Origin of the sequence: Kocuria sp. APC 4018, from assembly GCF_030407675.1 — a bacterium.
Taxonomy (GTDB): Bacteria; Actinomycetota; Actinomycetes; order Actinomycetales; family Micrococcaceae; genus Kocuria; species Kocuria rhizophila.
In genome coordinates this window covers 1-23,705 of the sequence record NZ_JASDCY010000042.1, presented here as the reverse complement: position 1 = coordinate 23,705, position 23,705 = coordinate 1, and the positions used below count along the sequence as shown (strand labels likewise).

The following is a 23,705-nucleotide window of genomic DNA, read 5'->3' as shown; positions in this document are numbered from 1 at the left end:
GAAGCGATGGCGGTGCGGGGCGGCGGTGCGGGCCGCCTGCCGTCCCCGGGAGCCGGGCAGTCCGTTCGTGCTCCCCCACCGGGTGGGCGACAATGACGGGATGACGACCTCCCAGGAGATGGTGGACCTGCTCGGCCGCGGACCGCGCCCCGAGCAGGTGCGCCACGTCCGGGAGATTCCCGAGCGCGCCCCGGTCCACGCCCCGTGGCCGGACTGGCTGCACCCGGACGTGGTGGCCGCCTACGAGCGGCTGGGCATCCACGAGCCCTACGCCCACCAGGTGGCCGCGCTGACCGCCCCGCGGCACGCGATCGTGGCCACCGGCACCGCCTCCGGCAAGTCCCTGGTCTACCAGTCCCTCGTGGTGGACGCCGTGCACCGCGGCCGCCTGGCCGTGGCCGAGCGTCCCGGGATGCTCCACCACCCGGACGAGGCCACCGCGCTCTACCTCTCCCCCACCAAGGCGCTCGCCGCGGACCAGCTCACGTCCTTGCGCTCCCTGGGGTTCGACGACGTCCGGGCCGCCACGTACGACGGGGACACCGATCCCGGAGAGCGCCGCTGGATCCGCGAGCACGCAGACGTGATCCTGTGCAACCCGGACATGCTCCACCACGGAGTCCTGCCGAACCACGCCGGGTGGTCCCGGTTCCTGCGGCGGCTGCGCTACGTGATCATCGACGAGGCTCACTCCTATCGCGGTGTCTTCGGCTCCCACGTGGCGGTGGTGCTGCGCCGGCTCGCGCGGATCGCCGCGCACTACGGAGCGTCCCCCCGGTTCATCGGGGCGTCTGCGACGAGTGCGTCCCCGCAGGAGTCCTTCGCCAAGCTCATCGGCTGCCCTCCCGAGGACGTCACGGCGGTCACCGAGGACACCTCTCCCCACGGCTCCCGCACGGTGGTGCTGTGGGAGCCGGAGCAGTCCCCCGGTGGCTCGGACAACGGCGCTCCACGACGCCGCACGGTCACCGCCGAGGCCTCGGACATGCTCACAGACCTGGTGCTGCGCCAGGTGCGCACCATCGCGTTCATCCGCTCCCGGCGCGGCGCGGAGACGATCGCGCAGGCCGCCCACCGGCAGCTGGAAGAGGTTGACCCCTCCCTCGGCCACCGGGTGGCGGCGTACCGCTCCGGCTTCCTCCCCGAGGAGCGGCGGGAGCTGGAGCAGCAGCTGCGGGACGGTCGGCTGCTCGGGGTGGCCAGCACCTCCGCCCTGGAACTGGGGATCGACATCGCGGGTCTCGACGCCGTGCTCGTGGCCGGCTGGCCGGGCACCCGGGCTTCGTTCCTGCAGCAGATCGGCAGGGCCGGGCGGGCCGGGCAGCAGGCGCTCGCGGCGCTGATCGCAGGGGACGACCCGCTGGACGGGTACCTGGTGAACCACCCGGAGGCGATCTTCGACGTCCCCGTGGAGGCCACGGTGTTCGAAGCGTCCAACCCCTACGTGCTGGCACCGCACCTGTGCGCGGCGGCGGCCGAGCTGCCGCTGCGCCCCGAGGAGCTGGAACGCTTCGGCCCCACGGCCCGCAACGTGGTGGACTCCCTCACCGCGGCGGGCCACCTGCGACGCCGCCCGTCCGGGTGGTTCTGGACCCGCTCCGAGCAGCCCGCGGGCATGGTCTCGATCCGTTCCGGGGACGGCGGACCGGTGCAGATCATCGACTCGGACACCGGTACCGTGCTGGGCACCATGGGCGCCCCGCAGTCCCACTACCAGGCCCACCCGGGGGCGGTGTACGTGCACCAGGGCAGGACCTACCTGGTGGACGAGCTGGACGAGGAGCTGCACGTGGCGGCCGTGCGGCGGGCGTTCCCGGATTTCTACACGGTGGCGCGGGACGTGACCGAGGTGCGGGTGGACTCGGTGGCGGACTCCATGCAGTGGGGTCCCGTGACCGTTCACCGGGGCGCCGTGGACGTGACCACGCAGGTGGTCAGCTACCAGCGCAAGCTCGTGGCCTCCAACGAGGTGGCCGGCGAGGAGCCCCTGGAGCTGCCACCGCGGCAGCTGTCCACGGTGGCCACGTGGTTCACCGTGTCCGGGCCTCAGCTGGCCGCCATGGGCATCGAGGAGCCGGACATCCCCGGAGCCCTGCACGCCGCGGAGCACGCCATGATCGGGCTGCTGCCGCTGCTGGCCTCGTGCGACCGGTGGGACGTGGGCGGGCTGTCCACCGCGCTGCACGTGGACACCGAGCTGCCCACGATCTTCGTGCACGACGGCCACCCCGGCGGCGCGGGCTTCGCCGAACGCGGCTACGAGATGTTCCGCACGTGGGTCACCGCCACCCGGGACGCGATCGCCCAGTGCGAGTGCGAGTCCGGCTGCCCGTCCTGCGTGCAGTCCCCCAAGTGCGGCAACCGCAACAACCCGCTCGACAAGGCCGGGGCGCTGAAGTTGCTCAACGGGGTGCTGCGCTTCGCCCCCTGAGCGGCCTCCGCGCGGGCGAGGGCGGGCCGTGCAGGTGACCTTGGCGTCCGGGGCGCCGGTCGCGACCACCGCGAGAGCGAGGGCGGGCCAGGGCGGACGTCAGACGGTGGTGACTTTCTTCCGAGGACACCGGCCGGCACCCTCCGTTCCCACCTGACCTCGGCGTTACCGGGGGCCTCCCCCGGGTCGTGACCATCACGGCTCCCCCGGCGGCGGCCCTGCGCGGGACACCCCGCGCGCCGGGCCGAGCGGGCTCAGGGGCGGCGGCAGGGCGATGGTCGCGGTGACGTCCACCGTGGTGTTCTCCGGGGCCACCACCGCGCACTCGACGGCGTCCGCACCGTTCTCCCGGGCCACCGCCTGGGCGGTCTCGCACGGGATGCCAGGGCTGAGTCCGCGGGCGACGTCCGCGGCCGCGAGCGCCGCCAGGTCCGCGGCCTTGGCGGCCCGGTGGGTGGCGATCCCCGCCTGCGCCACGAGAAGCAGCGCGACCAGCAGCGTGCACAGCACCGCCGCGAGGACGAGCCCGTGCACCGTCCCGGAACCCTCGTCACGGTCCCCCATCACCGGCTCCGTCCTGGTCTGTGGCGGGCTCGTTGCCACCGGGTCCGTTCTCGCCGCTCTCCTGCCCGCGCTCCCCGGCTCCGCCCGCCCCGTCATCCGACGGCGCGCCCGCGGTGCTCTCCACCGCGGCACTCGCGTCCGCGTCGAGCCTCCAGCTGCTCCACTGCCCCAGGATTCCGGGGGCGGGTCCGCTCACGGCCACCGTCACGCGGCCGGCAGCGGCCCCGACGACGACGCTCGCGGACTCACCCGCGATCTCCCGCGCGGTGCGCTCCACCACCGCAGTGTTCTCGCCCCGCGCGGCAGCACGGGCGGACGCCCGGGCCGCCTCCTCGTAGCGGACGGTGGTCATCCCGGCGGCGGCCGCGGCGAGCAGGACCGCGAGCAGCAGCACCAGGGCGGGCATGATGACGGCGGTCTCCACGGTCACCGCACCCCGGTCCGGGTCGGTGTGGTCTGGACGAGCTCTGCTCCGGTCGATCATGGTTCCTCCTGACGGGTGGTGGGTGATTCGGCAGCCCGGTCTCCGTTGCACCGACCCACCGGAGCGCGGGGCGTCCGCCCGTTGCGACGAGCACCCCGCGCTCTGTGGCGTCGGCGGCATCTCAGATGGCCAGGGCCTTCTGGATGATCCCGAGCAGCATCCCGGACACGGAGTCCGAGGAGAGCACCGCGGCCATGACCCCGCCGAACGCGGCGGCGGCCAGCACGATGACCGCGTACTCCGCGGTGGACGCCCCGAGGTCGGGGTCGTCCTGGTCCAGGCAGGCGAGATCGGAGACGTCGGGGTTCGTGTCGTCCCCCGCGTCCTCGACCGGGTGCTGCGACGGGTCCGTGACCTCGGCAGGGGCCTCGGTGTCTGGCCCGGACGTCGGCTCGGTGACCGGCACGGCCCGCGGCGGCACGTCCGCGAGGTGGGCGGCGTCGTCGTGCTCGGGGGTCGAGGTGGCGGGAGTGGCGGAAGCGCAGGTGAGCGTGGACATGTGGGTCTCCTTCGGTGGGTGGAACGGTGGTGTGCGATGCAGGATGCGAAAAGGGGTGTGGTGGGCGCGCGCAATGGGCCGCGCACACACGCGAGCGGGCGGTCCCCGCGCCCGAGAAACCAGGTGGATGTGCCGGGCGGTCATGAGCCGAACGCCCTGGGCAGCAGGCCCATGAGCACGGGCACCACGCCCCAGCACATGAACGCGGGCAGGAAGCACAGGCCGAGGGGAAGCACGAGCTTCACCGCGAGGGCTTCGGCGGCGCGCTCCGCCCGGCGGTACTCGGCGCGGCGCACCAGCTCCGCCTGCCCGCGCAGCACGGAGGCGGAAGCCGTGGCCGAGGTGGCCGTGAACTCGAGGGCGTCGCGGTAGTCCTGGATCTCCTGGGGCAGCGTCTTCTCGTGCGGCCACGCCGTCTCCCACGAGAGACCGAGCCGCAGGGCGGCGGCCGCCCGGGACAGTGCCGGGTACGGGCGTCCCGCGCTGCTGTCCGCCAGGACCCCCACTGCCTCGGCGAGGGGCAGCCCCGCATCCAGCTGGCACGCCGTGAGCTCGACGAGAGCGGCGGCGGGCAGAGCGGGAAACGAGTGGTCCCCCGGCCCCGGACGAGCACGGCGCGGGGCGGAACCGCCGGCCGCGCGGCGTCGTCGGCCCGGCCCGCGTGAGCGGACACCGAACGCGCCCGGTGACATCCACAGCAGCAGGGCTGCGGCGGCGAGCAGGCCCGCAAGGGCGGCGGCCATCATGATCCGTTCACCGCCTCGGCGCGATGCAGGAGGCTGCGCGTCCACAGGCGGCCCGCGATGCTCAGCCCGGCCCCGGCGGCGAGCGCGATCCGGCCCCACACGGTGGTGAGCAGGGTGGTCACGGGATCCGTGCCCATGAGCACTCCGAGCCCCAGGGCCAGGACGGGCAGCCAAGACAGGGTGCGCACGGTGACGCGGGGCCCGGCCAGGGCGCTCTCGCGGGCGGCTTGGGCGTCCAGCTGCGATTCGAGGGACTCCGCGACCCCGGAGAGTGTTTGGGCGAGTGAGGAGCCGGAGCGCTCCGAGATCTCCCAGCACGCCGAGAGCTGGGCGCACACCGAGCGCGCCGTGGCGCCGAGCATGCGGTCCCCCACGGGGGCGGGCCTGCGGGCGAACTGACCGAGCGTCGTCGAGACCGGAATGCCCACGAGAGCCGCGGCGTGCACCTCCTGGCACACCCGGGTGATCCACCGGGATGTGGGATCGGCTGCGGTGGCGCCGGGAGCGATCTCCGCGAAGACCGTGGACGGCGCCCGCCCGGCGTGCAGCAGCGCGGCCAGGCGGCGCACCGTGGTGACCCAGCGCATGGCCTCGGTGGCACGGTCCCGGCGCCGCCACCTCGCCGGCAGCCGCGAGCGCGGCGTCGCGCCCGCGCGCGGCGGGGACAGAACACCTGCCGACCTCAGCCGGCCGGCGGGTGTGGCAGTACCTGTGCCGAGGAGCAGGGCGGCGAGCACCAGGCCACCCGCGAGCACGGCGGCCGTCACGACAGCTCCCGTCCGCGGGCCAGCAGCTGCGCCAGTCGGGGCCACCCGGGGCCCTGCACCGGGTGGCCGTCCGTGGTGGTCAGCGCGGGCAGGGTGCGCAGCACACCGTCTCCCAGTGCCAGGACGCACACCTCGGTCAATCGTCGACCGGCGGGTGTGCGGTCCACGTGGGCCACGAGGTCCAGGGCACTGGCCGCCTGCAGGTCCACGGCCTCGCGGCTGAGCCCCGCCAGGGATCCGAGCGCGGCGAGCCGCGCGGGCACCGACCGGGCCGAGTTCGAGTGGACCGTGCCCGCTCCGCGGTGCCCGGTGTTCAGCGCCGTCAGCAGGTCCCGCACCTCCGCACCGCGGCACTCGCCCACCACGAGCCAGTCCGGGCGCATCCGCAGGGCCTGGCGCACGAGCTCGGAGAGGTCCACGGACCCGGCGCCCTCCACGTTCTCCTGGCGGGCCTGCAGACCCACCACGTGCGGGTGCTCCGGGTTCAGCTCGGCGGCGTCCTCCACCAGCACGATCCGCTGCTCGGACGGGCACTGGGACAGCAACGCGGAGAGCACCGTGGTCTTCCCGGAGCCGGTGGCTCCGCTGATCATGAGGTTCGCCCCGGCCGCCATGGCGTCGGTGAGCACGTCCGCGACGAAGGGGTGCACCGTGCCGGAGGCCACGAGATCCGCCAGGGACAGCCGCTGCAGCGCCCGGAACCGGATGGACAGCAGCGTTCCGCCGGTGGACACGGGCGGGATCACGGCATGCACGCGCAGGCCGGCTGAGGTCTGCACGTCCACGCAGGGGTGGCCGTCGTCCAGCCGCCGCCCGGCGGCCGTCACGAGCCGCACGGCGAGCGCCCGCAGCTGCGCCTCGCCCGTGAACGGGGAGGTCACTCGCCGGATCCCCTCCAGGGTCTCCACGAACACGTTCTCGTGGCCGTTGACGTAGAGATCGCTCAGCCCGGAGGCGGGCAGCAGGGGTTCGAGCGGGCCCAGGCCGGTCAGCTGCGCCTTGACGTGTTGGGCCGCGCGAACCGAGCCCACGGCGCCGAGCACCCGCCCGGTCTCCCGCACGGCGGTGGCGATCCGGGTGTCCGTGATGGCGCCGCCCTCGGCGAGCAGCCGTTCACGCACCTGCTCCACGAACGCGTCGTCGAGCTCGGTGGCGCTCCCGGCGGCGTCGGCGGCCCTGGCACGGTCGTGGCTCGTGCGGCTGGACACCGCGGTCACGACAGCTCCTCCAGGGCCCGGGCGAGCGCCGCAACCGTCTTGGCGTGCTTGGCGGTCCGGCCGCGGCGCAGCACGGTGCCGTCGTCCAGGTGCTGGGGCACGCGCGCATCGAAGGCGATCGTGGCGGCGCACGGCACCCCGGTGGCGTCGGCTAGGACGCGCGGTTCGAGGTCCGCGACGTTGATGCCCGTGAGCGCGGTGAGCGCGGGCACCGCACCGCAGCGGGCCACGGTGTGCTCGGCCGCAAGCACACCGCGCACCGTGCGCGGGGTCAGCACCAGCACGGCGTCGCACCAGCGGGCCTGGCGTTCGAGGTCCGCGCGGGAGAGGTCCACGACCTGCACCGCCGCGGCCCCGCGCAGTGCCGCGACGACCGTGGCCGCGGGCACCGTCTCCGCGTGCGTGGCGCGGCGGTCCCACGAGAGGTAGCGCAGCGACTCCACACGCGGCATGGCGGCCCACAGCTGGTCCGCGGCCACGGCGCCGGAGAACTGGTTCAGCTCGGGCCAGCGCAGCCCGTCCGTGCCCTCCTCACCGAGCACGAGGTCCAGTCCCGCACCCAGCGGATCCCCGTCCACCAGGGCGGTCCCGTGGCCCTGCGCGGCGAAGTGCCCCGCGAGCCAGCTCGCCACGGTGGACGCGCCGACCCCTCCGGTGGCCCCGACGACGCCGTACACCCGCCCGAGCGCCCGCGGCACCTCCGCGTCCACGGAGCGGGAGATCAGTTCGGCCAGCCACGCGGCGGCCTGCGGCAGCACCACCACGGCGGACGCCCCGCGCCGTGCCGCGACGTCCCACGCGTCGCCGTGCTCGGCGAGCGCCACGACCACCACTCCCGGTGGCACGGCCTCCCCCTCCCAGCAGGCGTCCACGAGCACCACGTCCGACGACGCTCGCACCCCCGTCTCCCCGCCCTCGACCGTGAGAGGTACCGCGGCGCCGATGCACACCGCCTCCACGGCCTCCGCGAGGTCCGGGCAGCTGGTGAGCAGGCGGACGCCGCGCCCGCGATCCTGCCGTGACGGGGCAGGGGCCGACCGGGTGCGCCCCCACTGGCGGGGCGCGATGGGCCCGTCCCACGAGGCGGGCCCGTGGCCCACTCGCTCGTCCCCGGTGAACCGGTCCACCGACGTCGATCCGGCGGCTCCCCGGGGCGGTCCGACGGCCTCCGGAGCCGCGCCGGCGGCGCGACGAGCTCGGCGCGGACTGTCTGCGGTGGGAGCGCCCGGGGCGGTCATGTGTGCGGTGGTCATGCCCCCACGGTGGCGTTCCCGCCACACCCACCGACCGGGCCGCCGCCGGATTGGGGAGCGTCGCCAACTGCCGGTCAGGGCGGGACGGGCTGTGCAGTGGCCCCGCCGCGCGCCGAGAACTCTGGCCGATGGTCCATTGCCTCCGCTGGCTCGGACGGCGACCATGAGGCGATGGACATCAAGCCCGTCACCCGTTCGTCAGTCGTCGGCGCCCTCGCCCTCTGGTTCGTCTACGTGGGGCTCGTGGTGCTTCTCTTCCGCTGGGCGAGCGGCGAGTTCGCCCCGTTCGTCGTGGCCGCGGCCGTGGTGGCGGGCGTGTCCGCGGCCATCTTCAGTGTGGTGGCCTGGCGCCCCGGCGTTCGCCGGGGCGAGGGGTGGGAACTCACGGTCCACGGCGCCCGCTGCCAGGGCCGGGCCCATCTGGATGTCCCTGCCGAGGACGTGCCGGGACTGGTGGAGCGGGTGTGCCAGCGCAATGAAGAGCTGGGGCTGCGGACACTCGCGGCTCACGGCGGCACGGCAACAACGGGGCCCTCGTTCCGGACGTGGGGCGAGCGCCTGCGCTTCGCCATCCGCCCGTCCTCCGACGGAGGCTCCGAGGTGGAGGCCACGTGCCGCCCGGTGGTCCCGTTCGTGGTCTCGGACTGGGGACGCAGCGAACGGCTCCTTCGCGAGTTTCTGAGTGACCTGCACCAGGAATCCCTCCAGCCACAGGCCCCGTCCCACACCGCCGGGGCGTCACCCACCGTGTGAGGGGGTCGCCTCACACGGTCACAAGGGCTCCCCTCACCACCACGCCCGCGTGGTGTCCGTGGGTCCGTCCAGCTCGGTCAGCCCGGAATCCGTGACCGTCACCGGCCGTCGCGTCCCGGTCCACTCCCGCTCCGAGGGGAACACCACCCTCACGCGGTAGTCATCCGCCCGCCAACGTTCCCGCACGTCGGCGGGCATGTCCTCCCACGCGAGCTGCGCGGCGTGACCACACTGGGCCGCGAGCTTGCCGCTGGAAATCCCCAGCCCCGGCGCCACCTCCACGGTCACCACGGCGTCCTCGGTCCGTGACGCGCCTCCCGCCGGGAACTGCGTTCCGGACACCTGCAGCTTGTGCAGTTCTCTCGGCAGGGGGCGCACCGGGGCCGGGACGAACGCGCGCACGGCGGCCGCGGCGTCGTCGTCCAAGCCGGTGCGAACCACCGTGACGCCGGGCAGGGACTGGACGTCCTCCCAGCGCTTGCCGTCCGCGCGGCGCACGAGCTTGCGGATCTGCACGTCCCGCCAGGTCCGCACGGCCTCGTGCCAGGGCCCGCCGGGGGCGCTGCGCTCGTCGGCCAGCAGGGTGACGACGGCGCTCGCGGCCGCCTCCGCCACGTCCACCTCGCGTGCCGGATGGGCCTTGTCCCGGTGCACGACCAGCTGCATGGCCCACGGCACGTCCTGCTCCTCGTTCGCCTCGCTCGTCATGCCGACCAGTCTTCCACCGGCCCCGCGGAGCACGACGCCGCCCGCTCCCCCTGGCCTGCGCGTCCCGGGTTCAGGAGCGGCCGCGGTCGCTTATGCGTGTCCTGGCCATCCGGTAGACCTGGAGGCATCAGCGGGACGGGACGTGCTGGCAGAAAGAACGCGTGGGCGGTTCCCCGGCCACGACGCAGCACTCACCGCGCCCGCCCGGCATGCAGGAGGAGCCATGAGCACTCTCACGGACCGCGCCAGGGACATCGCCACCCGGGCGCACCGGGGCCAGACGGACAAGACCGGCGCGGACTACATCGACCACCCGCGCCGCGTCGCTGAGCGGGTGCGCCAGTACGCGGCCGCGGACCAGCAGGAGGCAGCCCAGGTGGTGGCGTGGCTGCACGACGTCGTGGAGGACACCGGGGTGACCCTCGACGACCTCCGCGAGGACTTCCCAGCGAATGTCGTCGCCGGAGTGGACGCCATGACCCGGCGGCCAGGTGAGGACGGCGACGACTACTACCGGCGGGTGGCTGCCCACCCCCTGGCGCGCGCCGTGAAGCAGGCAGACCTGGACGACAACACGGACCCCGCCCGCACGGCCCTCCTGGACGAGGACACCCGTGCCCGCCTGGCCCGCAAGTACGCCCACGCCCGGGAGGTGCTTGCGGCCGGGTGAGGTGCTCGCCGCCGGGTGAGGTGCTCGCCGCCGGGTGAGTCCTCCGGCGAACCGTGGCGGGTCCGCCTGTTCCTCCCCCCGTTCGCCGCCGAACGCATAAACACCTGCCCCCCGCAGAGACCCGGCGGGGCGGAAGCTCGGCGCAGCGGGCCGCCGCTGTCGGAACCCCGGCCCATAATGAACCCCATGCACATTGTGGTGGCCGCCTCCGAGCCCGGGACCTGGGTCCTGCAGGTGGTCTCCGCCAACGGCGAGCGCGCGGGGCAGGAGCTCACGGTCTCGGACGCGGAGCTGCCCGGCGTCGTCGCCCAGCAGGAGGAGGCGGCCGCCCGCGCAGGCGTCCAGCCCCCGGTGTGGACCTGGCAGGACACCTCCGTGCCCGCCGCGCTGCTGTGCGCCGCGGGGGTGTGGGTCACGCGGTGCCGGGACCTGGGGCTGTGCGCCACCATCCTGGCCACGGCCTCCACCGCCCCGGGCTCGGGCGCGCCCGACGACGCCGGGGAACCCCGCCCCCTCACCTACCGTCCCGTCCTCGAACCGGCAGACCCGCGGCACGTTCCCGGGCCCCGGCCACTGGCGCCGGCGAGCAACCAGGGATCGCTGTTCGCCGTGGCCGAGGAGCACGGACCGGGCGTCACGGAGCTGATCGCCGAACTCGCGGCCCAGACCAGCGCATGTACCACGGCCCGGAACCCGCAGCGTCTCGAACGGCTGCTGAGCCTCGAGTCCCAGGGGGCGCTCGTGGCCGCGGACATGCGCCACCGGGGCATCCCGTGGAGCCCCACGGTGCACCAGCAGATCCTGGAGGACATGCTCGGCCCGCGTCCGGCGGGTGAGGAGCGCCCCGCCCGGATGCAGGAGCTCGCACAGGAGGTCCGCACCGCACTGGCCGCGCCCACCCTGAACCCGGACTCGCCCGTGGAGCTGCTCAAGGCCCTGCGCAACGCCGGGGTGGACGTGGACACCACCCGCGCGTTCAAGCTCCAGGACTGGACGCTCGTCAACGGTCAGCCGCAGGAGCAGCGCGTGGCCACCGTGGCCCCGGTGCTCGAGTACAAGAAGCTCTCCCGCGTCTTCTCCGCCACCGGGTGGCACTGGCTGGACACCTGGGTCCACGAGGGCCGCTTCCACCCCGAGTACGTGGTGGGCGGCGTCGTCACCGGCCGGTGGGCGGCGCGCGGCGGGGGTGCCCTGCAGATCCCCAAGTACATCCGGGACGCGGTGCGCGCGGACCCCGGGCACGCGCTCGTCGTCGCGGACGCCGCTCAGCTGGAGCCCCGCGTGCTCGCCATCCTCGCTCGCGACGACGCCCTGGCCGAGGCCTCGCGCGGCCGCGACCTCTACACCGCCATCGCGGAGCAGGGCCAGGCCCGCGGTTCCGAGCTCACCGAGCGCTCCCACGCGAAGCTCGCGCTGCTGGGGGCCATGTACGGCGCGACGTCCGGGGCGGGCGGGCGGTTCATGCCGCAGCTGACCCGCATGTTCCCGCGGGCCGTGGGCTACGTGGAGCATGCCGCGCGCGTGGGCGAGCTCGGCCAGCAGGTGTGCACCTACCTGGGCCGCTGGTCCCCCGCGCCGGGCCCGGAGTGGTTCGAGGTGCAGCGCGCCACGGACACGCAGGCCGGCGAGCGCCGCGCCGCGCAGGCATCCCGCAGCCACGGCCGGTTCTCCCGCAACTTCGTGGTCCAGGGCTCGGCGGCGGAGTGGGCGCTCGCGTGGCTCGGCCACATCCGTCAGGGCCTGCACAGCGCGGACGTGGACGCGGAACTCGTGTTCTTCCTCCACGACGAGGTCATGGTGCACTGCGCCGAGCAGCACGCGGACCGGGTCCAGCAGATCGTGGAGCATGCCGCGGAGCAGGCGGTGCGTACGGTGTTCGGCACGGTGCCGGTGGAGGTACCGGTGGCCACGACCGTGGTGACGTCCTACGCGGACGCGAAGTAGAGGCGCTGCCTCACCGACCCGACGGAGAGGCCACCCAGACGCGGCCTCCGCAACCGGGTCACCCCACGTGACGAACTCACTCCGCCCGGCCCGGCCCTACTTCCTCGGCCCCATCCCCGGCGCCGGCCGCTTCACCGAGCGGTCCCAGTCCACGGACCACCCGAGCCACTCGAGCACGCGGTCCAGCACCACGCCCGTGAAGCCCCACACGGTCACGGTCTCGGGGACCCCGGCCACGGAGACGTCGAACGCCGGGGACTTGTAGGTCTGGTTCCCCCGGGTCACGGTCGCGTAGTAGCGGTGGGCGGGGTTGATGAGGTCCAGCACCGGCACGCGGAACACCAGGGAGGACTCGGCGTGGTCCACCACGTCCACGGGCGACTGGCTGCGCCACCACCCGATCACGGGGGTCACCAGGTGGTTGCTCACGGGCAGCGGCACCTCGTGCAGTGCCCCGAGCACCTCCACGCCGGCCGGGTCCACACCGGTCTCTTCCTGGGCCTCGCGCAGCGCCGCGCGCACGTGCGGGGCGCTCACGGTTCCTCCGGGGGTCTCCAGGGTGGTTCCCGGCTCGCCGTCGGGTGGGTCGAGGCGCCCGCCAGGGAAGGCCACCTGGCCGGGATGCGCCCGCAGCGTGGAGGCGCGCTGCACCAGCAGCACGTCCAGGTCCCGCCCGGGGCCCTCCGCGTGCTCGGCATAGGCGGAGGGCACACTGTCCAGCGCACCGAACAGGATGAGCACCGCCGAGTGCCTGAAGTTCTCGTCCAGCTGCCCGATCCGCCACGGCTCGCGGTCGTGCATGACCACGGAGTCGCCGTGGCGCGCGAGCTCCACGAGCTGCTCGCGCGGGCTGCCCGGCTGAGCCTGGGAAGTGGTCATCGTCCGTCCTCTCACGCGCTGAGCGTGTGTCCCTCGGCGCGCAGCTGCCGCCGGGTGCGCCCTGCCATGAACCCGGCCAGCAGGTCCTCGCGGCCGGGTTTCAATTCGTAGCCGAGCAGCGTTCGTGCCGCCTCCGGGTCCGTGGGGCCCTCGCCGTAGGAGGGGCACAGGTCCGCCACGGGACACACCCCGCACGCGGGCCGACGGGAGTGGCAGATCCGCCGCCCGTGGTAGATCAGCTCGTGGGACAGCTCCGTCCACAGCGCGGGCGGGAACAGCGCGGCCACGTCCGCCTCGACCTTGACCGGATCGTCCTGGGTGCTCCATCCCAGCCTGCGCGCGAGCCGTCCGAAGTGGGTGTCCACGGTGATCCCGGGCACCCTGAACGCGTTGCCGAGCACCACGTTCGCCGTCTTGCGCCCCACGCCGGGCAGGGTCACGAGCTGCTCGAGCGTGCCGGGCACGGCGCCGTCGTACTCGTCCACGATGCGCGCGGCCAGGGCCTGGATCGAGCGTGCCTTGGAGCGGTAGAAACCGAGGGAGCGCACCATCTCCTGGACGTCCTCGGCGGGGGCCTCGGCCAGCTCGCGCGGGCCGGGGTACGCGGCAAGGAGCCCCGGCGTGACCGCGTTGACCCGGATGTCGGTGGTCTGCGCGGACAGGACTGTGGCCACGAGCAGCTGCCAGGCGTCGTCGTAGTCCAGCTCCGCCACGGCGTAGGGGTACGTCTGCGCGAGGATCCGCTGGATGCGCCGTGCGCGCCGCGTCCTGGACAGGGCCGTCTCACTCCCGGCACGACGACGCCGCGCGGCCGCCTGCTCCGCCTGCCGCGCCGGGACGAAACGCACGTGCTCGGCTGCGGCGGGGGTCTCCATGCCCTCGATCATGCTGTGCCCCGTGACGGGGGTCAAACCCGCCCGAACAGCACGGAACGCGCTCGACATGCGCCCGCGCATGATGGAGCGGGCCCGCGCGGTTCCACTAGGCTGAGCGGGAGAATGTGAACTGCACCACGCGTCCGCGCGAGCGGCGCGCACCGGCCCCAGTGAAGGAGCACCATGACCCCGGATCCCGCAGCCCAGCCGAAGACCTTCGCCCCGAGCGAGGAGTTCGCCGCCCAGGCCAACGCCACCGCGGAGCTGTACACGCGGGCCGAGGAGCAGGGCGAGGAGTTCTGGGCGGACCAGGCCCGTGAGCTGCTCACGTGGTCCACCCCGTTCACCGAGGTGCTGGACTGGTCCAACCCGCCGTTCGCCAAGTGGTTCCAGGACGGCACCCTCAACGCCGCGTACAACGCCGTGGACCGCCACGTGGAGGCCGGCAACGGTGACCGCGTGGCCCTGTACTTCGAGGGCGAGCCCGGGGACAGCGCGTCCTACACGTACGCGCAGCTCAAGGACGAGGTCTCCAGGGCCGCGAACGCGTTCGAGGCGCTCGGCGTGGGCAAGGGCGACCGCGTGGCCGTGTACCTGCCCATGATCGCGGAGGCCGTGATCACCATGCTCGCGTGCGCGCGCATCGGCGCGATCCACTCGGTGGTCTTCGGCGGCTTCTCCGCGGACGCCCTGCGCTCGCGCATCGAGGACGGCGAGGCCAAGCTCGTGGTCACCGCGGACGGCTCCTACCGCCGCGGCAAGCCCACCACGCTCAAGCCCGCCGTGGACGCCGCCCTGGAGAAGGGCGGGAGCTCCGTCCAGCACGTGGTGGTGGTCAAGCGCAACGGCGAGGACGTCGCGTTCCGGGACGGCCGTGACGTGTGGTGGCACGAGGTCACCGAGAACGCCTCCCCCGAGCACACGCCCTCGGAGCAGAACGCCGAGGACCCGCTGTTCATCCTCTACACCTCCGGCACCACCGGCAAGCCCAAGGGCATCCTGCACACCACCGGCGGCTACCTCACCCAGGCGGCGTTCACCCACAAGAACGTGTTCGACCTCAAGCCGGAGACGGACGTCTACTGGTGCACCGCGGACGTCGGGTGGGTCACCGGCCACACCTACATCACCTACGCGCCGCTCGTGAACGGCGCCACCCAGGTGATCTACGAGGGCACCCCGGACTCCCCGCACCGCGGCCGCTTCTGGGAGATCGTGCAGAAGTACGGCGTGAGCATCCTCTACACGTCCCCCACCGCCATCCGCACCATGATGAAGTGGGGCGAGGACATCCCCGGCGAGTGGGACCTCAGCTCCCTGCGCCTGCTGGGCACCGTGGGCGAGGCCATCAACCCCGAGGCGTGGACCTGGTTCCACCGTGTGATCGGCGGCGGGCGCTGCCCCATCGTGGACACCTGGTGGCAGACCGAGACCGGCGCCATGATGATCTCCCCGCTGCCCGGCGTCACCCACGCCAAGCCGGGCTCCGCGCAGGTGCCGCTGCCGGGCATCGCCGTGGACGTGGTGGACGACGCCGGCACCTCGCTCCCCAACGAGACGGACGGCTTCCTGGTGGTCCGCAAGCCGTGGCCGTCCATGCTGCGCACCATCTGGGGCGACGACGAGCGCTTCGTGAACACCTACTGGGGTCAGTTCGGGGACAAGTACTTCGCCGGTGACGGCGCCAAGCGGGACGCGGACGGGGACGTGTGGATCCTGGGCCGCGTGGACGACGTCATGAACGTCTCCGGCCACCGCCTGTCCACCCCCGAGATCGAGTCCGCGCTGGTCTCCCACCCGTCCGTGGCCGAGGCCGCCGTGGTGGGTGCCAAGGACGAGACCACGGGCCAGGCGGTCTTCGCCTTCGTGATCCTCTCGGACCAGGCCACCGCCGAGAACCGGGACGCCGCCGAGCTCGCCGAGGAGATCCGCGCGCACGTGGGCCGGGAGATCTCCCCGATCGCCAAGCCCAAGAAGGTGCTGATAGTCCCCGAGCTGCCCAAGACCCGCTCGGGCAAGATCATGCGCCGCCTGCTCAAGGACGTCGCCGAGGACCGCCCCGTGGGGGACGTCTCCACGCTCGCGGACCAGACGGTCATGCAGCAGATCGTGGACTCGCTGGGCACCAAGTAGCCCACCGGCACCACCGCGTTCACGACGCCGCCGCGGCGCCTTCCCCACGGGAGGCACTGCGGCGGCGTCGTCCATGGCGCGGGCCCCGCGGCGGAGACCGCCGGACGCCCGGGCGGCGCCCGCCAGAGGAACGGCCCGCGCGATCTGCCCGGAAGAGGCACCGCGGCGTCGTGCGTCCGTGGCGAGGTGTGCGGGGCCGATGCGCTTGAATGGGGGCATGAGCGAGCTGCCGATCCACGTCCTCAACGGCCCCAACCTGAACACACTGGGGACGCGAAAGCCCGAGATCTACGGGAGCACCACGCTCGCGGACGTGGAGACGAACGTGCGCGCCAGGGCGCAGAGCTACGGCCTGGAGGTCGTGTTCGAGCAGTCCAACTGGGAGGGCCAGCTCGTGGACTGGATCCAGCGGGCGCGCACGGAGGCCTGCGGCATCGTGATCAACCCCGCCGCTCTGACCCACTACTCCGTGGCCGTCCACGACGCGCTGGAGATGTGCGAGATGCCGGTCGTGGAGGTGCACATCTCCAACGTGCACCGTCGGGAGGCGTTCCGGCACACCTCGTTCGTCTCACCGCAGGCCACTGCGGTGATCGCCGGGGCCGGGGTGCTCGGGTACGAGCTGGCCGTGGACGTGGTGGCCCGCAACCTCGGGATCGGCTGAGGGCACCGCAGCCCCGCCCTGCCACGGCGTGCTCAGCGCGCCCGCTCCACCGGCGGCGGCGTGCTCACTGCGCCCGATCGACCCGCGTCCCCGGGGAGGGACTCAGCCCGCCACGCACTGACCCGTGGGCACCGGAGCGGTGGAGTCACCCGCCGAGGCGAGGATCTCGGTGACCCGGTCCACGGGAATGGCGTACCCGGCCTCGCCCTCCACGGCCTTGGCGAACACGACGCCCACCACCTGACCGTCGGCGTCGAGCAGCGGACCACCCGAGTTGCCCTGCTCCACGTTGCCGGCGATCTGGATGATGCTGCGCGTCTGCGTCTCGCCCGTGGTCACGTTCTGCACGGGAGCCACCGCCTCACCCTGGATGGTGGCCGGGCGCAGGGTGTAGGGGCCACCCAGGGGGTACCCCGCGAAGGACACGGTCTCCCCCGGGCTCACCTCCCTGTGCATGGGGAGCGGGGCCTCCGGCAGGTCGGGGACGCGCAGCACGGCGAGGTCCGAGGCGGCGTCGTACTGCACCGTCTGGGCCGGGTAGACGCGACCGTCGCGCGTCTCCACCACCGGCTGGTCCACCCCGGCCACCACGTGCGCGTTGGTGACCACGGTGCCGGACTGAGCCACGAACCCGGAGCCCGTCTGGTTCTGCGCGCACTGGGCGGCCGTGCCGTAGACCTGCACCACGGACTGCCCGGCATCCGCGACCACCTGGGAGTCGGGGGTGTCCTGGGGATCCGGCGCCGCCTCCGTGGGGAAGAGCAGCTCGTCCAGCTGGCGGATGCCCTGCGCACCGCTGACGGCGTTGCGGGTCTGGGTCATGGCGTGGCGCACCGCGTCCGGCGTGAGCCGCTCGATGCCCCGCAGCACCTGCGAGGACGCCACCTGCTGGGACAGCGCGGGCAGGCCGAACTGGCCCACCAGAGAACCGAGCAGGGAGATGACCAGCGCCGCCACCGCCACGTTGAGCACCGCGCCCCCGAGCCGGTCCAGCAGCCCCACGCCGGATTTCTCCAGCAGCCCCGACAGCGTCCGGCCCAGCACGGTGCCCAGGTACTCCCCGAGCGCGAGCAGCACGAGCACCGTGAGCAGCACGGCGGGGATCTGCCACTGCGGGTCCACGTACGAGGCCACCACGGGGCCGGCCCAGAACGCGAGCACGGCGCCCAGGACCAGCCCGAGGATGGCGGCAAGTGACCGGAAGAACCCCCGGCGGTATCCGGCCATCAGGTACGCCAGGAGCACGACGATCAGCAGCACGTCCAGAAGGTTCAGGGCCAGGGTCATGAAGGTCCTCAAAGGTGGGGGGGCCACGCGGGGAGCTGGTGCGTGTCGGGTCGAGCATACGGTGGGTGACGGGGCAGACCATGAATCCGGGCGCCGCGCAATGGGCCCGGGACGGAAACCCGACAATTCCCTGAACGTTCACTCTGAGCACCACCCGAGGGCTGGACCCGGACCGTGTGAAATTCGTTACGATGGAACGTCATCTAGCACGTGGCCCCCACACGGGCTCACCCTTCTTCGTGAGGAGATCTACCTTGGATACCGACGTCCTGCGCCGCGCTCCGCTTTTCGCTTCCCTGGACGACGAGGCGTTCGCCGCTCTGACCAAGGAGATCACCGAGGTGGATCTCTCCCGCGGCGCCACCTTGTTCCACGAGGGCGATCCCGGCGACCAGCTCTACTTCATCGTCTCCGGCAAGATCAAGCTCGGCCGCACCGCGAGCGACGGCCGCGAGAACCTCGTGGCCGTGATGGGCCCGGGCGAGATCTTCGGCGAGATGGCGCTGTTCGATCCCAGCCCCCGTTCCACGTCCGCCACCGCGGTCTCCGAGACCCGCCTGGCCGGGCTCAAGCACGAGAACCTGCGCAAGGTCATCCAGCACTCCCCCGAGGTCTCCGCCCAGCTGCTCCAGGCGCTGGCCCGCCGGCTGCGCCGCACCAACGAGAACCTCGCGGACCTCGTGTTCTCGGACGTCCCCGGCCGCGTGGCCAAGGCGCTGCTGGACCTCGCGGACCGTTTCGGCCGCCCCGCCACGGACGGCATCCTGGTGGCCCACGAGCTCACCCAGGAGGAGCTCGCCCAGCTGGTCGGCGCCTCCCGCGAGACCGTGAACAAGGCCCTGGCCGAGTTCGTCCAGCGCGGCTGGATCCGTCTCGAAGCCCGCGCCGTGGTCATTCTGGACCTGCAGCGCCTCAAGCAGCGCTCGCGCTGATCCGTTCCCCGGAGCACGACGACGCCCGCGGCACCTGCCGCGGGCGTCTCACGTTCTGCGCCGTTCCCGGTGTGCGGACGGGTCTCAGCCGTCGAGCACGAGGACGGGTTCGCCGTCCCGCAGGTCCAGCCGCGGCCGCTTGACGCGCATGTCCCGCCGGGCCGCCAGGAAGGCCACCGCGGAGGACGCCTCGGCCACGGCCTCCACCGCGCACCGCACGCCCGGCGTGGTGAGCTCCTCCAGGTCGAAGTGCCAGGGGTCGTCGCTGCGCGCGGAGTCCTCCGCCTGCTGCCGGAACGTCTCGGGCACGTCCGTGGACCAGGGGTCCTCGAGCAGTGCGCGGGCATCCACCCATCCCAGCCAGGCCCGACCGCGCTGGGTGGCCAGTGCGCAGTGGCGCTGCCCCACGGGCACCGCGGCCGCGAAGAACAGCAGGTCCAGCCGCTGGTGCACGAAGTCCGAGGTGGCCCAGTGGGACAGGGGGCGCAGGCACTCGCTGTGGAACGCCATGCTGCGCTTGGCCAGCAGGTCCGCGAACGAGATGTCCTCCGTGGCCAGCAGCTCGCGCGAGCGCATCCAGTCCACGCCCTCCACGTTCTCCGCCACCCCGTGCATGGGTGTGCCCGCGAACAGGATTCCCGCCTCCACGAACGTCTTGCGTGCCGCCGTCACGAGGCTGCGCCGGGCCAGGCCGATGTCCTCGGAGAGCAGCTTGTGGGCCCACTGCGCCGAGGACGGCCCACGCCAGTCCAGGGGTTCGTCGTCGCTGGTCTCGGTGATGCCGCCGGGGAAGGACAGCGTGCCCATGGCCTGCCGCCCGGGGCGGTGCAGCATGAGGGTCTCCACCCCGCGGTCTCCGTCCCTCACGAAGACGGTGGCCGCGCCGTGCCGCGGTGAGGAGCCGTTGAGCCCGATCCCGCGGTCCAGCCACGCCCGGGCCGCCTTGGCGTGGGCGGGGGGCACGGTGAAGATGCGCTCCCCGCCGCGGTGCCCGGACATGCTCAGGCGAACTCGACGATCAGCTCGACCTCCACCGGGGAGTTCAGCGGCAGGACGCTGACACCCACGGCGGAGCGGGCGTGCACACCGGCACCGGCGAAGACCCGGCCCAGCAGGGTGGAGGCGCCGTCCACCACGGCCGGCTGACCGTAGAAGTCCGGGGCGCTGGCCACGAAGCCCGTGACCTTCACGATGCGCTGGACCCGGTCCAGGTCCTCGATCTGCGACTTCACGGCCGCGATGGCGTTGAGCGCGCAGCGCTCGGCGAGCTCCGCGGCGCGCTCGGGGGACACGGTGCCCTCCGCGCCGGAGTCGCTCACCACGCCGGTGGCCGGCAGCGAACCGGACACCAGGGGCAGCTGCCCCGCGGTGTAGACGTGGTTGCCGCTCACCACGGCCGGGGCGTAGGCCGCCAGGGGCTTGGCCACCTCGGGCAGCTGGAGTCCGAGCCGCGCGATCCTGGCTTCGACTTCCTCACTCATGGTGTGATCCTCCCCGCGCTCAGTTCTTGGGACGCTTGAAGTAGGCGATCGGGTTGGTCTGCACGGGCGCCGTCATGTTGCCCGCGGGCGTGTCCGCGGCCTGAGTGCCGGGCAGCACGGTCACGAGCTCCCACCCGTCCTCCCCCCAGTTGTCCAGGATCTGCTTGGTGGCGTGGATCATGAGCGGAACGGTTGCGTATTCCCAAGTGGTCATGGCCACCACACTACTTGCCGGGACGTGCTCGCGCGCGGGTCTGCCTGCCGGGGACATCACAGCCGAACCGCACCTCGGGTGGACCGCCGCGGTCGGACCCGGCTTGTAGACTGGCGCAATGGCATCACGCAACACATCGGGCCCTGAGCCCACCTCGGTCCTGGGCAACGTCATCGCGTTCATCGCGGTTGCCGTGGTTGCCGGAGTGGTCGTGGCCGGGCTCCTGATCCCCCCCGCCGCGGCCGCCGGAATGGCCGCCAACGCCTCCATCGGCTGGTTCAAGTCCCTGCCCGCCGAGATGGAATCGGGCCCGGTGTCCCAGGCGTCCACCGTGGTGGCCAAGGACGGCACCGAGGTGGCCAAGTTCTTCGCCCAGAACCGTGACCCCGTGCCGCTGGAGGAGATCTCCCCGCACATGGTGGATGCGCTGATCTCCATCGAGGACCGCGACTTCTACGAGCACGGCGGCGTGGACCCGTGGGGCATCGCCCGTGCCATGGCCAACAACCTGGTCAACCCGAGCGCCCGGCAGGGTGCCTCCACCATCACGCAGCAGTACGTGAACAACCTCATCATCGACCAGCAGGTGCGCAACGGCGAGGAGACCAGCACCATCGGCGCCGACAAGGGCGTGGTGGACAAGGTCAAGGAGATCAAGCTCGCCCTGTCCATGGAGCAGGAGAAGTCCAAGGACGAGATCCTCGAGGGCTACCTGAACATCGTGCTCTTCGGCGGCTCCAACTACGGCGTGGAGGCGGCCGCCCAGTACTACTGGGGCATCCCCGCGTCCAAGCTCAGCATTGCGCAGTCCGCCACCCTGGCCGGCATGGTGCAGTCCCCCAACTACTACGACCCCCAGGTGAACCCGGAGGCCTCCACCCAGCGGCGCAACGTGGTGCTGGACACCATGGTGCAGACCGGCGCCATCACGCAGGCGGAGGGTGAGAAGGCGGCCAAGGAGCCGATGACCCTGGACGTGCACCCCACCAACTCGGGCTGCTCCGCGGCGAAGTCCGCACCGTACTTCTGCGACTACGTGGAGAACGAGATCATGCAGTCGGACGTCTACGGGGCCACCCCGGACGAGCGACTGGCCACCCTGCAGCGCGGCGGACTGACCATCCAGACCACCCTGGACCCCAAGGCCCAGAAGGCCGCGGAGGAGCAGGTCAACGCCACCCAGCCCAAGGACAACAACCCGGACAACGTCTCCACGGCCCTGGTCTCCCTGGAGCCCAGCAACGGCCACGTGGTGTCCATGGCGCAGAACACCAACTACTCCGCGGCGGAGGGTGACTCCAACACCACGTACAACTTCAACGTGGACAGTTCCATGGGTGGCGCCGGCGGGTTCCAGGTGGGCTCCACGTTCAAGCCGTTCACCCTGGCCGAGTGGATCAACTCGGGCAAGGGCGTCAAGGCCAGCATCGACGCCCGGAAGCTGAACTACCCCGCGGACTACAAGTGGAAGGCCTCGTGCCTGCCCAACGGGTACAAGATCGAGCCCGGGACGAACGGCGAGGGCCTGACCTTCCAGAACGCCACACCGGGCTACAACAAGGTGATGGACGTGGACTACGGCATCTACAACTCCATCAACTCCGCCCTGTACGCCATGGCCGCGGACCTGGACCTGTGCGCGATCGGTGAGATCACCAAGGCCCTGGGCATCCACGACGGCAAGACCGGGGACCCCGTGGACACCACGGTGCTCTCCTCCCTGCTGGGCGGTTCTGCGGACATCTCCCCCATGACCATGGCCCGGGCGTTCTCCGCGTTCGCCAACGACGGCGTGATGTGCGAGCCGCGCGCCATCACCAAGGTCACGGACAGCACCGGGAAGAACTACGAGGTCCCGGCCACCAAGTGCGAGCAGGTGATCAAGAAGGAAGTGGCGCAGGGCGTGAACTACGTCCTGGAACAGGTGATCGTGAAGGGCTCCGCGTACCAGCGCGGGATCGGGCTGCCGAACGCGTCCGCCGCCAAGACGGGCACCACCGACAACTCCACCCAGACGTGGATGCTCGGCTACACCAAGGGCCTGTCCACCGCGTCCTGGGTGGGCAACTACGAGTACGGCTCGCGCTCCCTCAACGGTCTGAACATCGGTGGCAAGACCGGCGGCTCGGGCACCGACTGGGTGGACGGCGCCACCTACGCGGGTGCCCAGTGGCAGAACTACATGAAGGCCGTGGCCCCCAGCTACAGCACGGCGCCCTTCTCGGACCCGCCCGCCAGCGTCCTCTCCACCACGAAGTGACCGCAACACCCGAGACCGGCACCGCCTCGGCCGCGCGATTCGTCGCCGCGGCCGGGGCGGGCCTGTTCGCCGCGGGAGCGGGCACACTGGCCTGGGCCTCCCTGGTGGAGCGTCGGCGCTTCCAGCTGCGGCAGGAGACGGTGCGCGTCCTCCCGCGGGGCGCACGGCCGCTGCGCGTGCTGCACATCTCTGACCTGCACACCGTTCCGGGGCAGGAGGCCAAGAAGCGCTTCGTGCACTCCCTGGCCGCACTGGAGCCGGACCTGGTGGTCGACACCGGGGACAACCTCTCCCACATGAAGGCTCTGCCGTACCTGCTGGAGATCCTCGAGCCCCTGTTCCGCTTCCCCGGCGTGTACGTCCCGGGGTCCAACTGCTACTTCGCGCCGCGCCCCAAGAACCCCGCGCGCTACCTGTGGCGCACCACGGCCAGCGAGAAGAAGGACGAGGCGCCGCGGCTGCCCACCGAGGACATGCACCGGGCCTTCGACGCCCACGGCTGGGTGGGGCTCATCAACCGCTCCCAGCGACTGGAGGTGGCCGGCGCGGTCCTCGACTTCTCCGGCGTGGACGACCCCCACCTGAACTACGACCGCCACCCCGGTTTCCCCGAGGGCGAGCCGGCACCCGCGGACGTGCGGATCGGGGTGGCCCACGCGCCGTACCTCCGGACCCTGGACCGCTTCGCCGCGGACCGCGCGGACATCGTCTTCGCGGGACACACCCACGGCGGCCAGGTCTGCCTGCCCGGGGGTCGCGCGCTGGTCAGCAACTGCGACCTGGACCCGGCGATCTGCAAGGGGCTCATCGAGCACCGGGGCGTCCCCGTGAACATCTCCCAGGGACTCGGGGAATCCCGCTTCGCCCCGGTGCGGCTCTTCTGCCCGCCGCAAGCCGTTCTGGTCACTCTCACGGACTGAGGTACTTCCCATGGCACCGATCCG

23 protein-coding genes are annotated in these 23,705 nt (G+C 72.6%); 9 read left to right on the top strand and 14 right to left on the bottom strand.

The window, feature by feature from the left end; all coding sequences use genetic code 11:
- Nucleotides 1-100 precede the first annotated feature (100 nt).
- Nucleotides 101-2,431, top strand: coding sequence for a DEAD/DEAH box helicase (locus tag QL985_RS08520; RefSeq protein ID WP_290147727.1), 2,331 nt, complete (start codon nucleotides 101-103; stop codon nucleotides 2,429-2,431).
- A 195-nt stretch (nucleotides 2,432-2,626) separates the two neighbouring features.
- On the opposite strand, the gene QL985_RS08515 is transcribed toward QL985_RS08520, so the two are convergent.
- The 7 genes from QL985_RS08515 to ssd form a co-directional block, all read right to left on the bottom strand.
- Complete coding sequence (locus tag QL985_RS08515; protein WP_290147726.1) at nucleotides 2,627-2,995, bottom strand: Rv3654c family TadE-like protein; 369 nt, start codon at nucleotides 2,993-2,995, stop codon at nucleotides 2,627-2,629.
- Complete coding sequence (locus tag QL985_RS08510) at nucleotides 2,982-3,479, bottom strand: TadE family type IV pilus minor pilin (protein WP_121566565.1); 498 nt, start codon at nucleotides 3,477-3,479, stop codon at nucleotides 2,982-2,984. The genes QL985_RS08515 and QL985_RS08510 overlap by 14 nt, the downstream gene beginning before the upstream one ends.
- A 121-nt stretch (nucleotides 3,480-3,600) precedes the next feature.
- On the bottom strand, nucleotides 3,601-3,978 hold the full coding sequence (locus QL985_RS08505) for a DUF4244 domain-containing protein (RefSeq protein ID WP_121566564.1): 378 nt from the start codon (nucleotides 3,976-3,978) through the stop codon (nucleotides 3,601-3,603).
- Between the two features lie 140 nt (nucleotides 3,979-4,118).
- Nucleotides 4,119-4,724: a type II secretion system F family protein gene (locus QL985_RS08500; RefSeq protein WP_183085957.1), complete on the bottom strand. Its 606-nt coding sequence runs from the start codon at nucleotides 4,722-4,724 to the stop codon at nucleotides 4,119-4,121.
- A complete protein-coding gene (locus QL985_RS08495) occupies nucleotides 4,721-5,491 on the bottom strand; it encodes a type II secretion system F family protein (RefSeq protein ID WP_290147725.1) in 771 nt (256 codons plus the stop codon). The genes QL985_RS08500 and QL985_RS08495 overlap by 4 nt, the downstream gene beginning before the upstream one ends.
- Nucleotides 5,488-6,708, bottom strand: coding sequence for a TadA family conjugal transfer-associated ATPase (locus QL985_RS08490; protein WP_224764892.1), 1,221 nt, complete (start codon nucleotides 6,706-6,708; stop codon nucleotides 5,488-5,490). The genes QL985_RS08495 and QL985_RS08490 overlap by 4 nt, the downstream gene beginning before the upstream one ends.
- Nucleotides 6,705-7,961 (bottom strand): septum site-determining protein Ssd, encoded by a 1,257-nt coding sequence (ssd, locus tag QL985_RS08485; RefSeq protein WP_259906495.1) that lies wholly within the window; start codon nucleotides 7,959-7,961, stop codon nucleotides 6,705-6,707. The genes QL985_RS08490 and ssd overlap by 4 nt, the downstream gene beginning before the upstream one ends.
- 171 nt (nucleotides 7,962-8,132) lie before the next feature.
- On the opposite strand from ssd, the gene QL985_RS08480 reads away from it, so the two are divergent.
- Entirely contained in the window at nucleotides 8,133-8,714 is a 582-nt protein-coding gene (locus QL985_RS08480; RefSeq protein ID WP_121241266.1) for a hypothetical protein, read from the top strand.
- A gap of 33 nt (nucleotides 8,715-8,747) precedes the next feature.
- Here QL985_RS08480 and QL985_RS08475 read toward each other — a convergent pair whose 3' ends face one another.
- Nucleotides 8,748-9,422, bottom strand: a complete 675-nt coding sequence (locus QL985_RS08475) for a peptidyl-tRNA hydrolase PTH2 (protein WP_019310059.1) — start codon at nucleotides 9,420-9,422, stop codon at nucleotides 8,748-8,750.
- Nucleotides 9,423-9,645: 223 nt separating this feature from the next.
- Here QL985_RS08475 and QL985_RS08470 point away from each other — a divergent pair, with 223 nt between their 5' ends.
- Both QL985_RS08470 and QL985_RS08465 read left to right on the top strand, forming a co-directional pair.
- The gene (locus tag QL985_RS08470) at nucleotides 9,646-10,092 is read left to right on the top strand and encodes an HD domain-containing protein (protein ID WP_019310058.1); all 447 of its coding nucleotides are present in this window, start codon (nucleotides 9,646-9,648) and stop codon (nucleotides 10,090-10,092) included.
- Between the two features lie 186 nt (nucleotides 10,093-10,278).
- Nucleotides 10,279-12,036 carry a bifunctional 3'-5' exonuclease/DNA polymerase gene (locus QL985_RS08465; RefSeq protein ID WP_019310057.1) on the top strand — a complete coding sequence of 586 codons (1,758 nt, stop codon included), beginning with the start codon at nucleotides 10,279-10,281 and terminating at the stop codon, nucleotides 12,034-12,036.
- Nucleotides 12,037-12,132: 96 nt separating this feature from the next.
- Here QL985_RS08465 and QL985_RS08460 read toward each other — a convergent pair whose 3' ends face one another.
- Both QL985_RS08460 and nth read right to left on the bottom strand, forming a co-directional pair.
- A complete protein-coding gene (locus QL985_RS08460) occupies nucleotides 12,133-12,915 on the bottom strand; it encodes a CoA pyrophosphatase (protein ID WP_019310056.1) in 783 nt (260 codons plus the stop codon).
- A gap of 11 nt (nucleotides 12,916-12,926) precedes the next feature.
- Nucleotides 12,927-13,790, bottom strand: a complete 864-nt coding sequence (gene nth / locus QL985_RS08455; protein WP_019310055.1) for an endonuclease III — start codon at nucleotides 13,788-13,790, stop codon at nucleotides 12,927-12,929.
- 183 nt (nucleotides 13,791-13,973) lie between these two features.
- On the opposite strand from nth, the gene acs reads away from it, so the two are divergent.
- Nucleotides 13,974-15,923 (top strand): acetate--CoA ligase, encoded by a 1,950-nt coding sequence (gene acs, locus QL985_RS08450; protein ID WP_019310054.1) that lies wholly within the window; start codon nucleotides 13,974-13,976, stop codon nucleotides 15,921-15,923.
- 217 nt (nucleotides 15,924-16,140) lie between these two features.
- A complete protein-coding gene (gene aroQ / locus QL985_RS08445; protein WP_029603198.1) occupies nucleotides 16,141-16,587 on the top strand; it encodes a type II 3-dehydroquinate dehydratase in 447 nt (148 codons plus the stop codon).
- A 102-nt stretch (nucleotides 16,588-16,689) separates the two neighbouring features.
- Here aroQ and QL985_RS08440 read toward each other — a convergent pair whose 3' ends face one another.
- Nucleotides 16,690-17,874 (bottom strand): MarP family serine protease, encoded by a 1,185-nt coding sequence (locus tag QL985_RS08440; protein ID WP_039100578.1) that lies wholly within the window; start codon nucleotides 17,872-17,874, stop codon nucleotides 16,690-16,692.
- A gap of 254 nt (nucleotides 17,875-18,128) precedes the next feature.
- Here QL985_RS08440 and QL985_RS08435 point away from each other — a divergent pair, with 254 nt between their 5' ends.
- Nucleotides 18,129-18,806 (top strand): Crp/Fnr family transcriptional regulator, encoded by a 678-nt coding sequence (locus QL985_RS08435; RefSeq protein WP_019310051.1) that lies wholly within the window; start codon nucleotides 18,129-18,131, stop codon nucleotides 18,804-18,806.
- An 84-nt stretch (nucleotides 18,807-18,890) separates the two neighbouring features.
- Here QL985_RS08435 and QL985_RS08430 read toward each other — a convergent pair whose 3' ends face one another.
- Genes QL985_RS08430 through QL985_RS08420 form a run of 3 tightly spaced genes read right to left on the bottom strand, consistent with a single transcriptional unit; the run spans nucleotide 18,891 to nucleotide 20,501 of the window.
- Nucleotides 18,891-19,805, bottom strand: a complete 915-nt coding sequence (locus QL985_RS08430; RefSeq protein ID WP_019310050.1) for a hypothetical protein — start codon at nucleotides 19,803-19,805, stop codon at nucleotides 18,891-18,893.
- Between the two features lie 2 nt (nucleotides 19,806-19,807).
- Nucleotides 19,808-20,287 (bottom strand): RidA family protein, encoded by a 480-nt coding sequence (locus QL985_RS08425; protein ID WP_019310049.1) that lies wholly within the window; start codon nucleotides 20,285-20,287, stop codon nucleotides 19,808-19,810.
- Between the two features lie 19 nt (nucleotides 20,288-20,306).
- Complete coding sequence (locus QL985_RS08420) at nucleotides 20,307-20,501, bottom strand: DUF4177 domain-containing protein (protein WP_019310048.1); 195 nt, start codon at nucleotides 20,499-20,501, stop codon at nucleotides 20,307-20,309.
- Nucleotides 20,502-20,619: 118 nt separating this feature from the next.
- Between QL985_RS08420 and QL985_RS08415 the strand changes: the two genes are divergently transcribed.
- Nucleotides 20,620-22,761 carry a transglycosylase domain-containing protein gene (locus QL985_RS08415; RefSeq protein ID WP_019310047.1) on the top strand — a complete coding sequence of 714 codons (2,142 nt, stop codon included), beginning with the start codon at nucleotides 20,620-20,622 and terminating at the stop codon, nucleotides 22,759-22,761.
- On the top strand, nucleotides 22,758-23,681 hold the full coding sequence (locus QL985_RS08410; RefSeq protein ID WP_019310046.1) for a metallophosphoesterase: 924 nt from the start codon (nucleotides 22,758-22,760) through the stop codon (nucleotides 23,679-23,681). Before QL985_RS08415 ends, QL985_RS08410 begins: the two co-directional genes overlap by 4 nt.
- Nucleotides 23,682-23,705: the final 24 nt, after the last annotated feature.